Genomic DNA, 12,244 nt, shown 5'->3' on the forward strand with positions numbered 1-12,244 from the left:
GGTTGGGGAATCATGTGGTTTCGGGGATCCAGAGGGCGGATCGGGGCATCCAACCGGAGCGGGAACCGTCTGCGGTGACGCGGACCCAGTCGTCTTTTTGTTCGAGGACGCGCACTTCGGCGCCGTCGTGGAGCTCGAGCAGGACGGGTGATTCGTCGAAGGGACCGTTGCGCACGGGTGTGGAGGTTTGGAGGACGACGGCCGGGCGCCCGTGTTTCCAGAGGTGGAAGGCGGCCGTGAGGAGGGCGAGGTTGCCGAGGGTGAGGATGCCGCAGATCCAGAGGGCGGTGCGGAGTCGGGGGCGCCATGCGGGCCGGTAATGGCCGGCCATGAGGAGGAGCATCGTGAGCCAGAAGGGAATTACGGTGGCCCAGGTCCATTCGTTGAGGGTCAACCGTTGGAGGAGGGTTTGAATCGGTTCGGGCTGGAGAGAAGGCCCGTGCACCTGTTGTCGGGCAAAGTTCAAATTGTTCCGGATTTCGGGGTCGCGCGGGGCCAGTTCAAGCGCCTGGCGCCAACTGGCGATGGCGCGGCCGATGCGGCCGGCTTTGAACCAGGCGTTGCCGCGGTTGTAGAGGATTGCGGCGCTGCAGAGGCCGCGGGCGAGCAACTCTTCGTATGCCCGGGCGGCTTCCTCGTAGCGGCCCTGTTCGTAAAGGTGATTGGCCCGATCGAAGGCGGCGGCGGGTTCCGGTTCGGTGGCCGGGGCGAGGCAGGGGAGCAAGAGGAAAAGGGCGGAGAGCAGGCTGGCGAGGGTGGGGAGGCTGGCGAATCGAGCCGATGGAGGGCGGGGTTGGGACGGCGGGGTTGTGATCTTCTGGGGGCGGTGCGGGTTCATACGGGGAAGGTTCGGAGCTGCTGCACGACGGTTTCGGCCCTGGCGCGGATGCGGGGGAGGTCGGCATCAACCAGTCCGGGTGCGTACCGGGCCTGGTTACAGAGCTGGAAAAGGTCGTGCAGTTCCCTGCAGAGGTCGGGCGAGAGTCCGGCGGGGCGGAGTCGTTCCTCGATGACGGCTTCGGTGACGGAGGAGGCGGGGAGGTCGAATCGTTCGGCGATCTGTTCCTGGAGCAGGCGGAACAGAGCGGCGTAGAACGCGTCTGGCGGGCCGGATGCGGCGAGGTTGCGGACTTCCCGGAGGGCATGGCGGATGCGGCGTCGGGCTTCGCGCTGGCGCTGGCGCCGTGGATCGGCGGCGATTGCGTCGGTGCGCCGCCGCCAGATAAGGAGGGCTGCCCATGCCAGCAGGGGCACGCTTTGGGCGAGCCAGAAGGAGGGCCGGGTGAGCAGTGGCGGGCTGCTGGTGGCGAGGGGACCGAGGTGTTGTTTGAGGCCGAGGATATCGCGTGCCGGTGCGGGTGGGGGACGGTGTGCGGCAGGTTCGGAGGCGAGGGTGGGCACTGGTGTGGATGCGCCGGCCCGGACCTGGAGCGGGACGGGATCGGTGGCGATGCGGTGGTAGGAGCGGGTTTCCGGGTCGAAATAGGCGAAGTGGAGGGGCGGCAGGGCGCGGAGGCCGGCCGTTTGGGGCACCACGATCAGCTCGAAGGTTTTGGTGCCCTCGATCCCGAGGGGATCGGTGGTTTGGACGTTTTCGGTGGGCGGGTAGGTTTTGAATCCGTGCCAGTCGGGTTGCTCGGGGAGTTTGAGTGCCTCGAGCACGCCGTGGCCGCGGATCTGGATGCGGACGGTGATGGGGTCGCCCACAGCGACGTTGGTGGGGCCGGCCACGAGGGAGAGGGTGAACCGACCCACTGCGCCGTTGAATTCGGGTGGGCGATCCTGTTCCGGCAGGGGCAGGACCCGGATGGGTTTGGCGTCGGCCCGCAAAGAGATGGGGCGGGTCTCGCCGAACCGGAAAACGCCGAATCCGAAGCCGGCGAAGGGATCGCGGCGTCCGTTTTCCTGGGCGAGTTCGGCCACGAAGCTGCAGTCCAGCGGCCCCACACTGAGGGTGCCCGGGCGCGCGGCGACAAGGGTGTAGACGACGGGGATGACGGTGAACTGACCGAACTCATTTCTTTCGATGCGTTGGGGCAGCCGGGACTGTTTGAGTTGGGTGCAGGATTCGACCTGCAGGGGGGAAAGTTGCACGTTGGCGATGTTTTCGATGCGGTCACGCAGGCAGAGGTCCACCTCGACTGTGAAGGCTTCGCCGACGAATACCTCCCGTTCCGGCAGGATGAGGCGGAGGTAGGCCAGTTGGGTGCGGGGGTCGCTACGGACGATTTTCAGTTGAAGCGGCTGGCTGGACAGTGCTTGACCGTTCACGCGCACCTGGATGGCGGGCAGCGTGTAATCGCCGGGTTGCTGGCCGAGGACGGTGTACTTGTGCGTGACGGTGGTGCTGATGCGGCCGTTGACCATGATGACCTGGCGTGAGGGTCCGAGGTAGGTGATTTGGAGGCCGGGCGGCGAGGGGATTTGGGGAACCTGGTCCGGTTCGCCGCCGGTGAAGCTGAGGTCGAGCGTGACCGGTTCACCCACGGGGGCGACCTGGCGGTCCAGGGAGGCGTGAAAGGTGGGGGTGGCGGCGCAGCAGAGCCAGAGGGCTGCGAGCCAGCCCAGCAGGCCGAGGGCGGCTTTCTGCCGGGCCGTGCGTGTCCGGGCTGCATTGGTTGTCGAGCTGGCTCTGTTCATCCGCATGCTGCAAGGGTGCATTCTGCGCGCATTCGGGTTTGAGGCAAGAACACCGTGCCTTTGGTGGGTTGGATGGGCGGGAGGCGGGGAGGGTTCAAACCGGGATCGGCCGGGTCAGCTCAAAGGGATTTGACAATGGTTTGGTAAGCCGGGTGCGGTTCCAGTCCATGCGTTCGGATGTGCCAGTTGCCTTCGCGCCGGGAGAGGACGAGTCCGCGAAGATCGGGCCAGAGCCGGCTGAGTTGTTCGAGGCCGGGTTCGCCCAGCACGAGCAGGGCGGTGGAGAGTGCGTCGGCGTCGGTGGGGGAGCGTGTGACGACGGCCGCCAGGACGGCGTCGGAGGCCGGGCGACCTGTGCGTGGGTCGATGACGTGGCCGTGCTGACCTTCCTCGTCGGTGAATGCCTTTCCCCAGACGGCCGAGACGGAGAGTGCGCGGTCGCGCAGGTTCACGACGGCGAGGGGTGGTGCTTGGGGTTGGCGGAGTTCGGGCGGGGGGTCAATGGCGACCTGCCAGGCCTCGGCGTCCGGTGGGGTGCCGAGGCCGAAGGCGGTGCTGGTGCCGCCATGGAGGAGGGCCGAGGTGATGCCGGCGTCGCGAAGAATCTCGACGGCCTGTTCGATGGCGTAGCCTTTGCCGATGCCGCCCAGGTCGATGCGCATGCCGGGGCGGAGGAACCGTGCGGACCAGTTCGGGCGGTCCAATTCCAGATGCTGCACGCCGACGCGTTCCCGGGCGGCTTGGAGGGTGGCGGGATCCGGGCGGTGACCGGGTCCGCCAGTGAATCCCCATGCCTCCATCAGGGGCGCCACGGTGATGTCGAACGCCCCGCCGGTGGCTCGTGCCAGGCTCACTGCGCGGTGAAGGAGTGTCCAGACCTCGGGCAGGAGCCGTACCGGTCCGGTGGCGCCGTGTTGGTTGAGTCGGGTGATTTCGCTGTCGGGCCGGTAGAAGCTGAGGCGGGCTTCGAGTCGTTCGACCTCGGCCAGGGCTTCTTCAGCGGCTGCGCGGAGGGCGGATGGTTGCTCACCGTAGAGAAGGATTTCGAACCGTGTGGCCATGGCCTCGAGGGCGGCGCGGACGGCCACGGGCTGGTGTGAGGGCACAGGTTCCGGCGGTGGGTTCATGGCTGCCGGGTGTCAGTGGTGTCGGTGTGCGGCCAGCTGCCAGGCGATGTGGGCGCCGTGAACAGCGGCCAGTACGAGGAGGGCCACGCCGGATGCCCGTTCCATTTTCAGGAGGGCGGATTCGCTGAGGCGGCCCACGCCATGGGAGGCGCCCCAACTCAGGGCGGTGAACCAGCCGAGGGTGGCGGTGCCCACGCCGAGCAGACAGGCGAGTTTGCCCGCCCAACGAGGGTCCACCCAACCGCGGGACATGAAGTTGCCGGCGAGGATGATCCAGAAGAGCAGCACGCCGGGATTGGCGAGGGTGCGGATCCAACCGATCCAGAAGGCCGAGCGGGGGTGGAAGCGTGCGTCCAGTTGGGCCTCGATGCGGTGTTCCACGCGGCTGTTTCGGCTGACGCTGGTGGCGGCAGCCACCGAGCGCGTCAGGAGGAACTTCAGGCCCAGGAACACGAGAAACAGGAAGCTGAAGACCTCCATGAAACTTTCGACCAGGGGCTGGCCGAAGAAGGAGGAGACGCCCGCAAACGCGATGGCGCAGTAGAGCACCTCCATGGAGGCGGCGCCCAGGCCGATGAACCAGCCGCGGCGAAATCCCCAACGGGCGGCTTCGTTCATGATGGTAAGGTTGACGGGGCCGACCGGGATCGAGAGCAACAGCCCGCTGATCCAGCCGGTCAGGCCGGAAATGATCACCTCGCGCACGGTGGTTTTCCTCCTTCCGAGGGTGCATCCGGGGTGGCCGCTTCAGGTGGCTCCATTTCCTCTTCGTCTTCGATTTCACGGCGGACTGCCCGGGACAACCTGGGTCGGATGAACCCGTAGACGAGGTAGGCCGTGAAGAACCCTGGCAGCACGTAAAAGAGCACCTTTTCACGCAGGACCAGCAGCATGCCGAGGAAGAGGGCCGCGCCGATGGCTTTGGTAAACGTGCTGGTGGCGCGTAACCCGAGCGATTTGAAGCTCGGGTACCGGACCGTGCTGACCATCATGACCGACAGGAAGACCAGCACCACCGCGGGGATGTAACGCCAGCGGCCGAGGTCGCGTTCGTTTTCGTTGAGGTGAATGATGAGGAGGGTCAGGGAGACGACGAGCCCGGCGGCCGAGGGGATGGGGAAGCCGATGAATTCGCCGGTCGCCCCGTTGCCCTGGGCGGCCAGCACGTTGAATCTTGCCAATCGAAAGGCCCCGCACAACAGGTACACGGAGGCGATGAACCAACCGACCTGCGGATGGTTGACGAACACGTCGGCCAGCACGACGCGGTGGACCAGGAACGCCGGTGCCACGCCGAAGGAGATCAGGTCGGCCAAAGAATCGAATTCGCGGCCGAAGGGGCTGTCGATGCCGCCCATGCGGGCCACGCGGCCGTCGAAGAGGTCGAAGATGCAGGCCAAGAGGATGAAGCCCATGGCCACCTTGATCGGGCCCCAGTTGACGATGCCCTCGGGGGAGGGCGTGAGGTCGGCTTCGACGATTTTGGTCAGGGCGACGAACCCGCAGAAGAGGTTTCCGGCGGTCAGCAGGTTGGGCAGGAAATAGATTTGGAGTTTTGCGTCGGGGTCGGAGGGATCCCGGGCCGGGCGCGCCTGCGGTGTTCGATGGCCTCCTGGCATGCGATCTGCCATTTTACTCCCACCGGGCGACGATGGTTTCGCCGCCCCTGACGCGGTCGCCGACCTTCACTTCCACCCGGGCGCGCAGGGGCAGGTAGAGTTCCACGCGGGAGCCGAACTGGATGAGGCCGATGCGATCGCCCTGGTCCAGTTCTTCCCCGGCTTCGACGAAGGGGACGATGCGGCGGGCCACCACGCCGGCGATCAGGCGGACGGCCACGCGTTCGCCGGGCGGGTCGTTGACATCGAGGCCCAGCAGCACGTTTTCGTTGTAACTGCTGCTTTCGGTGCGGAGCGCGCTCAGGTAGACGCCCGGCGTGTGCTTGCGGATGGCCACGCGTCCTGCGACGGGTGCGTACTGGACGTGCACGTCGAAAACGGAAAGGAAGATGGAGATCCGATGGCACTCGCCGCCGAGGAACCAGCGTTCCGTGGTGCGATCCACCACGTCCACGCGCCCGTGAGCCGGGGCCAGAATCAGCCCGTGCCCCTGCGGCACGCGCGGTGTCGGATCCCGGAAGAAGAAAAGGGTGAAGAGGGCAAAAGCGGCCCAGATGCAGACGAAGGCGGTGGAGAGCATGAGGACCAGGGAGCCCAGCAACCAGGCGCAAAGGGCGCCCAGCAGGACCAGGGCCAGCACCCCGAAGGTCCAGCTCACCATCCGCAGCGCCGCGCGGCGCGCCTTCCCGGCATGTTTCATGGCGCCAGCTTACGTCCGCCCCGGGGGGCTTCAAGATCCAAACGGGCGGGCGGAGGGGCGCGATCGGGTTTCCGGGGGTTCGATTGGCGGGGGTTCACAGGCCGGCGGCGCCTGTGGAGGGGGACGTCGGCTGCTGCACCGGGCGGTTGGTATACGGGGCTGACCGGCCCAGGATGCGGCGGCTGCGGGACGGCGGGCGATGCGAGGGGCGCGTGGTGAGGGTTTGCCGGTGGTGGGCGGTTGGGGACGATGTCCGGGGTTTGCGGGTCGCAGGGTGGTTCTTGCTCTCGAGGGCGGTTTGCCGTTTGCTCGGCCGGTACGATGGGGAAAGGTGGTGAGAGGGTGAACGCGGGCCGCTCGCATGCGCCGGGCGGTGGACGAGGTTTTCCGCCTTGTCCGAGCTGGGGGCTGTTGGTGGTGGTGCAGATTCTGACGGCGCTGGCGGGCGGGTGTGCGGTGGCATGGAGCGCGTCCCGGGTGATGGCGCCGGTGATCCGGGGGTGCTTGGACGCGTGGGAACGGCCGCTGCGGTGCGAGGGCGGTCGGTGGGCGTTTCCGGATGACCGTGTGCACCTGGTTGCCGAGACGCGGGATCTGGCGGTGGTGGTGGATCCCGGCCAGTCGGGGCAGCTGCGATCGGCGGCGCTTTTTCAGGTGCAATGGGGTCGGTCGAGTCTGCGGGTGTACGGTCCGCTCGGGTGGTGGGAGGTGGGTTTTCCGTCCTCGTGGAATGTGGAGCTGGATCCGGAGGCGGTGCGTGCGGCCTGGGAGGCGTGGCGCCCGTTTGTGGGGTTGGCGTTGGCGCTGGGGGCGGCGACGGTTTTGCTGGTGGTGTGGTATGGGAGCGCCTGCGTGTACGGGCTGGTGGTGGGTGGGCTGGCGGTTCTCCTGGGGCGCAGCGCGTCGGTGGGGCGCGTGCTGCGGGTGTGTTTGACCCTGCAGATACCCGGCGCGTGGTTGATGGCGGCGGGGGTGGCGGGCTACGGCATGGGCTGGCTGGACTTGCCGGGTCTGGCGGTGGTGGCGGCCGGGCACTGGGCGTTGACGTTGCTGTTGCTGGTGCCGGTGCCCTTTTGTCTGCCGCGGCGTGGGAAGGGCGGGCGGGGCAGGAATCCGTTTCTGGGCTGAGGAGGCGGGTGTGGGCGGGCTCGTAGCGGCATGGGGCCGGCGGGCGCGGAGGGTGGTGGGAGGGGCGGGACCGGGATGGGGCGGGTCGGGCAAGCGTGCGTTTGGCAACCGGGCAGGGCACGGGTAGAGTGAGGTCGGGCCGAATATGTTGCTGGTCATCGACAACTACGATTCGTTCACGTACAACCTGGTGCAATACCTTGGCGAGATGGGCGTGGCCATGAAGGTGGTGCGCAACGACGAGGTCACGCTGGAGCAGATCGAGGCCTGGCAACCGGACCGGCTGCTGATCTCGCCGGGTCCCTGCTCGCCACGGGAGGCCGGGTTGTCGTGCGAGGTGATTCGTCGTTTGGGCGGGCGGATTCCGACCCTGGGGGTTTGTCTGGGGCACCAGTGCATCGGGCAGGTGTTTGGTGCGCGGGTGGTGGTGAACTACCGGATGATGCACGGGAAGACCTCGATGATCCACCATGACGGGCGGGATCTGTTTGCCGGGTTGCCGAATCCGTTCCGTGCCACGCGCTATCATTCGCTGGTGATCGAGCCGGAGAGTTTGCCGGAGTGTTTGGAGGTGACGGCCCGGAGCGAGGAGGGCGAGATCATGGGGGTGCGGCATCGGGAGCTGCCCATCTGGGGTGTGCAGTTTCATCCGGAGAGCATCCTGACGGAGTGCGGGCGCGAGCTGTTGCGGAATTTTTTGCGGATGGGTGCGGCCGGGCATGCGGCGGGTGCGTCCGATGTTGCGGGCGGTGCGGGGGCCGGGGGAGCTGCCGGGCGGGGCGGAGCGGCGGGGAAGGGTCTTCAGGCGGACTGAAAATTTTTTAAAAAAGTTCTTGCGGTCGGCGGGAATTTCGGCATGTTGGTGCGCGTCTGGACGGTGGACCGGCCACTTTCCAGGACTTGGTGAATCTTCAGGTGAACGGTTGTTGTTCGGTGATGATTCGAAACCCGGCGGTTCGGGAACGGTCTTGGTGAAGTTGCGGGAAATCGCGGACACGAACATCACATGAACAACAAACTGTTTGTAGGAAACCTCTCCTATCACACCACGGAAAACGATCTGCAGGATGCCTTCAGTGCGCACGGGCACGTTGTGGAGGTGAATCTGATGACCGACCGTTCCACGGGGCGTTCCCGCGGATTTGCCTTTGTGACGATGAGCACGGACGACGAGGCCCAGGCGGCGATTCAAGCGTTGCATGGCGCGTCGTTGGGCGGCCGTCCGTTGACGGTGAACGTGGCGCGGCCGCGTGAGGAGCGTTCGTTTGGTGGCGGGGGTCGCCGGCCGCACTCCGGCGGGCGCAGCCGCTATTGAGGTTTTGCGGGTTCCGAGAGGATTCTGCACACGGGGCGGCACCGTTTCCGGGCGCCGCCCTTTTCGTTTGAGGGCGGGGATCCGTGGGGGTGGGGGCGTTTGTTGGAGTGTCGGGCGGAGTGGGAAGCGCGGCCCGGCGGGGAGGGGCGTTCCGGGGCGCGGCCGGGTCTTTGACAGGGTGGGATCGGCTGATTAGTGTGGGCGGCATGGAAGTGCTGCATGCCCCGTGGCGGATCCGGTACATACTGGCACCCAAGCCGCCGGCCGGGGACGGCTCGCTGTTCACGCGGATTGCGCAGTCGAATGACGACGAGGCGAACCTGGTGGTGGCGCGGGATCGGACGTGTTTTGCGTTGTTGAACCGGTATCCGTACAACGGGGGGCACCTGATGGTGGTGCCGTATCGTCAGGTGGCGGAGTTGGGGGAGTTGAGCTTGGAGGAGCTGACGGACCTGATGCGACTGACGCAGCGTTGTGTGGCGGCCTTGAAACGGCTGATGAACCCGGACGGGTTCAACATCGGGCTGAACCAGGGGCGCGCAGCCGGGGCCGGGATTGAGGAGCATCTGCACCTGCACATCGTGCCGCGCTGGGTGGGGGACACGAATTTCATGCCGGTGCTTGCGGATACGAAGGTTTTGCCCGAGGCGTTGAGTGAGACAGCGGCACGCCTGAGGGAGGTTTTGCAAACCCTGACTGTTTGAGACGCCGAACGCATGCCCACCGAGACCCTGCATTTCGAGAGCGCCCGCGTCGTTCAACACCTGTACAACAACGATCCGCGCAACCTGCGTGCCCTGAGTGACCAGCTCGGGGTGAAAACCGTCTGTCGCGACAACTGGATCCGGTTGGAGGGGTCGCCGGAGGCGATCGAACGCGCCCGGCAACTCTTTCGCATGCTGGAGGACAACCTGCGGAGCGGCACGCCGGTGCGCAGCCGGGATTTTGCGCATGCGCTGGACGTGGTGCAGCGGGAGGGTGTGGCCACGCTGCGGGCATTGATGAGCGACCGGATTGTGACGTCGGACCGGAAACCGCCGGTGACGCCGCGCACGCCGGGGCAGAAGCGGTACGTGGATGCGGTGCGGGCGCACGATGTGACCTTCGGCATCGGGCCGGCCGGGACGGGCAAGACCTATCTGGCGGTGGCGCTGGGGCTGGCGGAGCTGCGGGAGAACCGGGTTTCCCGGATCGTGTTGACCCGGCCGGCGGTGGAGGCCGGGGAGGCGCTGGGCTTCTTGCCGGGCGACCTGTACGAGAAGATCCTGCCTTATTTGCGGCCGTTGCACGACGCATTGCACGACATGCTGCCGGCCGAGGAAATCGAACGGCACATGCAACGGGGCGTGATCGAGGTGGCGCCGCTGGCATACATGCGGGGGCGGACACTCAACAATGCGTTCATCATCCTGGACGAGGCGCAGAACGCGACCACCGAGCAGATGTTCATGTTTCTGACCCGGCTGGGGCACGGGTCGCGTGCCGTGATCACGGGGGATGAAACGCAGATTGATCTGCCGCCACACAAGCAGTCGGGCTTGTTGGAGGCGCACCGGGTGTTGCAGGGCGTGCCGGGCATTGCCATTGTCGAGCTGGGTCGGGCGGACGTGGTCCGGCATCCGCTGGTGCAAAGGATCATTGCGGCTTATGAAGAACACCGTGCGCGGCACCGGCCCTCGCGGTAGCGCCGGCCGCGGGGTCCGCCGGTCCGGGGAGGGGGTGGACAAGCCCGCGGCGAGCGTCGGGGTGACGGACCCGGGGCCGGTTTGGCAGGTGGAGGTGGCCAACCGGCAACGGCGCCGGGCGGTGGATACGCGGCGGCTGGCGGGGTGGGCGCGGGCGGTGTTGTCGGAGCTGCCCGGGCTGGAGCGGGCGAGTCTGAGTGTGTGTCTGCTGGGGGACCGGGCGATGGCGGAGTTGAACGAGACGTTCGTGGGCCACTCCGGGCCGACGGACGTGATCACCTTCGATTATGCGGACGGCGGTGGCACGGGCCGGGCGGGCGTGTTGGCGGGGGAGATTTGCATCGGTGTGGAGGAGGCGGTGCGGCAGGCGAGGCGGTTCCGAACGGACTGGTCGCGAGAGCTGGCACGGTACCTGATTCACGGGATTCTTCACCTCCGGGGATACGACGACATGAGCCCCGAGTCGCGCCGTCGGATGAAGCAGGAGGAGGACCGTCTGTTGCGCCGTTTGGTGCGGTGGGCGGGGCGGTTGTCGCTGCGGCCGTGCGGGCGGGCGCGGCGGCGGGCGCCGCTTGTGGAGCGGGGGACAAGCTCCTAGATTGGCGGCTGTGCGGAAGACCTTGATGACGCGGTTGCGGGCCGATTTTCTGGCCGGGCTGGCGGTGGTCATGCCGGTGGCCCTGTCGCTGGCGGTGGTTCTGTGGTTGTTTGGCACGGTTTCGAACTTCACGGACACGCTTCTGTTTTTCCTGCCGCGCTCGCTGACGCATGCCCAGGGCGGGGCCGGGCCCATGTACTGGCATTGGAAAATGGTGGCCCTGCTTCTGGCGGCGGGCCTGTTGATCGGGGTGGGTCGGATCACCCGGTATTATCTGGGTCGGCGTGTGATTGCGTGGGTGGACCAGGCGATCTTGAGCGTGCCGATCCTCAACAAGGTCTATTCGCTGATCAAACAGGTGAACGACGCGTTTTCGTTGGGCAAGAAGGGCGCTTTTCAAACGGTGGTGCTGGTGGAGTTTCCGCGCCCGGGGTTGTATGCCCTGGGGTTCATTACCGGGGAACACGAGAGCATCCTGGACAGTGCCGTGGGGGAACGGACGGTGAGCGTGTTCATCCCCACCACGCCGAATCCGACCTCGGGTTTCCTGCTGGTGGCGCCCGTGTCCCAGGTGCGACCGGTGCGCATGCCTGTGGCGGATGCGGTCCGGTTCATCGTGAGTGTGGGTTCGATTTCGCCGTCGGGCCCGTTGCCGCCGCGGGTGGCGCCGCCGGTGGAGGCTGCGGACCTGCGCGTCTCCGACGGGGCGGGCCTTTCGCCGCGGCCCTGAACATGCAGGAACGTGCAGAGGGTTTGATTCTGCGGGTGCGGCCGCTGACCGAGACCAGCCTGACGGTTCACTGGTTGACGCGGGAGTGCGGCCGTTTGTGCACGGTGGCGAAGGGGGCCCGGCGCCCGCGCTCGCCGTTTCAGGGCCGGCTGGACCTGTTTTTTCACGAGGAGCTGGTGTTTCAGCGGAGCCGGCGTTCGGATCTGCACATGTTGAGGGAGGTGCATCTGCTGGCTGTCCACCGCGGACTGCAAACCGATGCGGAGAAACTTCGGCTGGCTGCGGAGGCGGTGCGGCGGATCGAGCAGGTGACCGAGCGTGAGACCCCTGTTCCGGCGGTGTTCGAACTGTTGCTCGGATTGGTGCGTCACCTGGACGGTTATCCGGCGCGGAACCGGTTGCTGCTGGCGTTCGAGCTACGGCTGCTGGCGTTGCTGGGATGGGATCCGGTGCGGCCGGCGCGGACATTGTCCGAACCTGCGCGGGAGGTGTTCGAGGCCCTGCGCGGGGCGGACTGGGGGCGGTTGGAGACGCTGGATCCGCCGGCGGCCGTGGTTCGGGAGGTGACCCGGCTTGTGGGGTGGATCTGGCGGGAACAGGTGGGCGCGACGTTTGTCCGGCCGGGCCCGGTGGGGGGAGCGGGGCATGCGACAGGGGAAGGCCCCGCCGGGTTGGGGGTCCCGGGGACCGGGGTTTGAGCTT

The 12,244-nt window shown here is 67.0% G+C and carries 14 protein-coding genes; 8 read left to right on the forward strand and 6 right to left on the reverse strand.

The features are described 5' to 3' along the window. Positions 1 to 10 precede the first annotated feature (10 nt). The 6 genes from ACPDIX_RS08425 to ACPDIX_RS08450 all read right to left on the reverse strand — a co-directional run bounded on the left by ACPDIX_RS08425 (position 11) and on the right by ACPDIX_RS08450 (position 6,086). Positions 11 to 838 (reverse strand): tetratricopeptide repeat protein, encoded by an 828-nt coding sequence (locus tag ACPDIX_RS08425; protein ID WP_423431343.1) that lies wholly within the window; start codon positions 836 to 838, stop codon positions 11 to 13. Continuing rightward, the gene (locus tag ACPDIX_RS08430) at positions 835 to 2,640 is read right to left on the reverse strand and encodes a BatD family protein (protein WP_423431344.1); all 1,806 of its coding nucleotides are present in this window, start codon (positions 2,638 to 2,640) and stop codon (positions 835 to 837) included. Before ACPDIX_RS08430 ends, ACPDIX_RS08425 begins: the two co-directional genes overlap by 4 nt. A gap of 119 nt (positions 2,641 to 2,759) precedes the next feature. Then, positions 2,760 to 3,767 carry an FAD:protein FMN transferase gene (locus ACPDIX_RS08435; RefSeq protein ID WP_423431345.1) on the reverse strand — a complete coding sequence of 336 codons (1,008 nt, stop codon included), beginning with the start codon at positions 3,765 to 3,767 and terminating at the stop codon, positions 2,760 to 2,762. A gap of 12 nt (positions 3,768 to 3,779) precedes the next feature. Beyond that, positions 3,780 to 4,472, reverse strand: coding sequence for a LysE family translocator (locus ACPDIX_RS08440; protein WP_423431346.1), 693 nt, complete (start codon positions 4,470 to 4,472; stop codon positions 3,780 to 3,782). After that, positions 4,460 to 5,386 carry a CDP-diacylglycerol--serine O-phosphatidyltransferase gene (gene pssA / locus ACPDIX_RS08445; protein ID WP_423431347.1) on the reverse strand — a complete coding sequence of 309 codons (927 nt, stop codon included), beginning with the start codon at positions 5,384 to 5,386 and terminating at the stop codon, positions 4,460 to 4,462. Before pssA ends, ACPDIX_RS08440 begins: the two co-directional genes overlap by 13 nt. 13 nt (positions 5,387 to 5,399) lie before the next feature. Then, positions 5,400 to 6,086 (reverse strand): phosphatidylserine decarboxylase, encoded by a 687-nt coding sequence (locus ACPDIX_RS08450; RefSeq protein ID WP_423431348.1) that lies wholly within the window; start codon positions 6,084 to 6,086, stop codon positions 5,400 to 5,402. A 342-nt stretch (positions 6,087 to 6,428) separates the two neighbouring features. On the opposite strand from ACPDIX_RS08450, the gene ACPDIX_RS08455 reads away from it, so the two are divergent. The 8 genes from ACPDIX_RS08455 to recO all read left to right on the forward strand — a co-directional run bounded on the left by ACPDIX_RS08455 (position 6,429) and on the right by recO (position 12,240). Further along, positions 6,429 to 7,214: a hypothetical protein gene (locus ACPDIX_RS08455; RefSeq protein WP_423431349.1), complete on the forward strand. Its 786-nt coding sequence runs from the start codon at positions 6,429 to 6,431 to the stop codon at positions 7,212 to 7,214. A 145-nt stretch (positions 7,215 to 7,359) separates the two neighbouring features. Then, a complete protein-coding gene (locus ACPDIX_RS08460) occupies positions 7,360 to 8,028 on the forward strand; it encodes an anthranilate synthase component II (RefSeq protein ID WP_423431350.1) in 669 nt (222 codons plus the stop codon). Between the two features lie 192 nt (positions 8,029 to 8,220). Continuing rightward, a complete protein-coding gene (locus tag ACPDIX_RS08465; protein ID WP_423431351.1) occupies positions 8,221 to 8,529 on the forward strand; it encodes an RNA recognition motif domain-containing protein in 309 nt (102 codons plus the stop codon). A gap of 206 nt (positions 8,530 to 8,735) precedes the next feature. Then, positions 8,736 to 9,233 carry an HIT family protein gene (locus ACPDIX_RS08470; RefSeq protein WP_423431352.1) on the forward strand — a complete coding sequence of 166 codons (498 nt, stop codon included), beginning with the start codon at positions 8,736 to 8,738 and terminating at the stop codon, positions 9,231 to 9,233. A 12-nt stretch (positions 9,234 to 9,245) separates the two neighbouring features. Beyond that, complete coding sequence (locus ACPDIX_RS08475) at positions 9,246 to 10,214, forward strand: PhoH family protein (protein ID WP_423431353.1); 969 nt, start codon at positions 9,246 to 9,248, stop codon at positions 10,212 to 10,214. Further along, the gene (gene ybeY / locus ACPDIX_RS08480; RefSeq protein WP_423431354.1) at positions 10,177 to 10,812 is read left to right on the forward strand and encodes an rRNA maturation RNase YbeY; all 636 of its coding nucleotides are present in this window, start codon (positions 10,177 to 10,179) and stop codon (positions 10,810 to 10,812) included. The genes ACPDIX_RS08475 and ybeY overlap by 38 nt, the downstream gene beginning before the upstream one ends. A 25-nt stretch (positions 10,813 to 10,837) precedes the next feature. After that, a complete protein-coding gene (locus tag ACPDIX_RS08485) occupies positions 10,838 to 11,542 on the forward strand; it encodes a DUF502 domain-containing protein (RefSeq protein WP_423431486.1) in 705 nt (234 codons plus the stop codon). Positions 11,543 to 11,544: 2 nt separating this feature from the next. Further along, positions 11,545 to 12,240, forward strand: a complete 696-nt coding sequence (gene recO / locus ACPDIX_RS08490; RefSeq protein WP_423431355.1) for a DNA repair protein RecO — start codon at positions 11,545 to 11,547, stop codon at positions 12,238 to 12,240. Positions 12,241 to 12,244 lie beyond the last annotated feature (4 nt).

The organism is Limisphaera sp. 4302-co, assembly GCF_049537155.1.
In the GTDB taxonomy this organism is placed as follows: domain Bacteria; phylum Verrucomicrobiota; class Verrucomicrobiia; order Limisphaerales; family Limisphaeraceae; genus Limisphaera.

Bases quoted from the DNA above. Each gene is read 5' to 3' on its own strand.
- ACPDIX_RS08465 (WP_423431351.1), top strand. From the start codon at position 8,221: ATGAACAACAAACTGTTTGTAGGAAACCTCTCCTATCACACCACGGAA.
- ACPDIX_RS08485 (WP_423431486.1), top strand. From the start codon at position 10,838: ATGACGCGGTTGCGGGCCGATTTTCTGGCCGGGCTGGCGGTGGTCATG.
- ACPDIX_RS08450 (WP_423431348.1), bottom strand. From the start codon at position 6,086: ATGAAACATGCCGGGAAGGCGCGCCGCGCGGCGCTGCGGATGGTGAGC.
- ACPDIX_RS08460 (WP_423431350.1), top strand. From the start codon at position 7,360: ATGTTGCTGGTCATCGACAACTACGATTCGTTCACGTACAACCTGGTG.
- ACPDIX_RS08470 (WP_423431352.1), top strand. From the start codon at position 8,736: ATGGAAGTGCTGCATGCCCCGTGGCGGATCCGGTACATACTGGCACCC.
- ACPDIX_RS08435 (WP_423431345.1), bottom strand. From the start codon at position 3,767: ATGAACCCACCGCCGGAACCTGTGCCCTCACACCAGCCCGTGGCCGTC.
- recO (WP_423431355.1), top strand. From the start codon at position 11,545: ATGCAGGAACGTGCAGAGGGTTTGATTCTGCGGGTGCGGCCGCTGACC.
- ACPDIX_RS08425 (WP_423431343.1), bottom strand. From the start codon at position 838: ATGAACCCGCACCGCCCCCAGAAGATCACAACCCCGCCGTCCCAACCC.
- ACPDIX_RS08430 (WP_423431344.1), bottom strand. From the start codon at position 2,640: ATGAACAGAGCCAGCTCGACAACCAATGCAGCCCGGACACGCACGGCC.
- ACPDIX_RS08475 (WP_423431353.1), top strand. From the start codon at position 9,246: ATGCCCACCGAGACCCTGCATTTCGAGAGCGCCCGCGTCGTTCAACAC.
- ybeY (WP_423431354.1), top strand. From the start codon at position 10,177: ATGAAGAACACCGTGCGCGGCACCGGCCCTCGCGGTAGCGCCGGCCGC.
- pssA (WP_423431347.1), bottom strand. From the start codon at position 5,386: ATGCCAGGAGGCCATCGAACACCGCAGGCGCGCCCGGCCCGGGATCCC.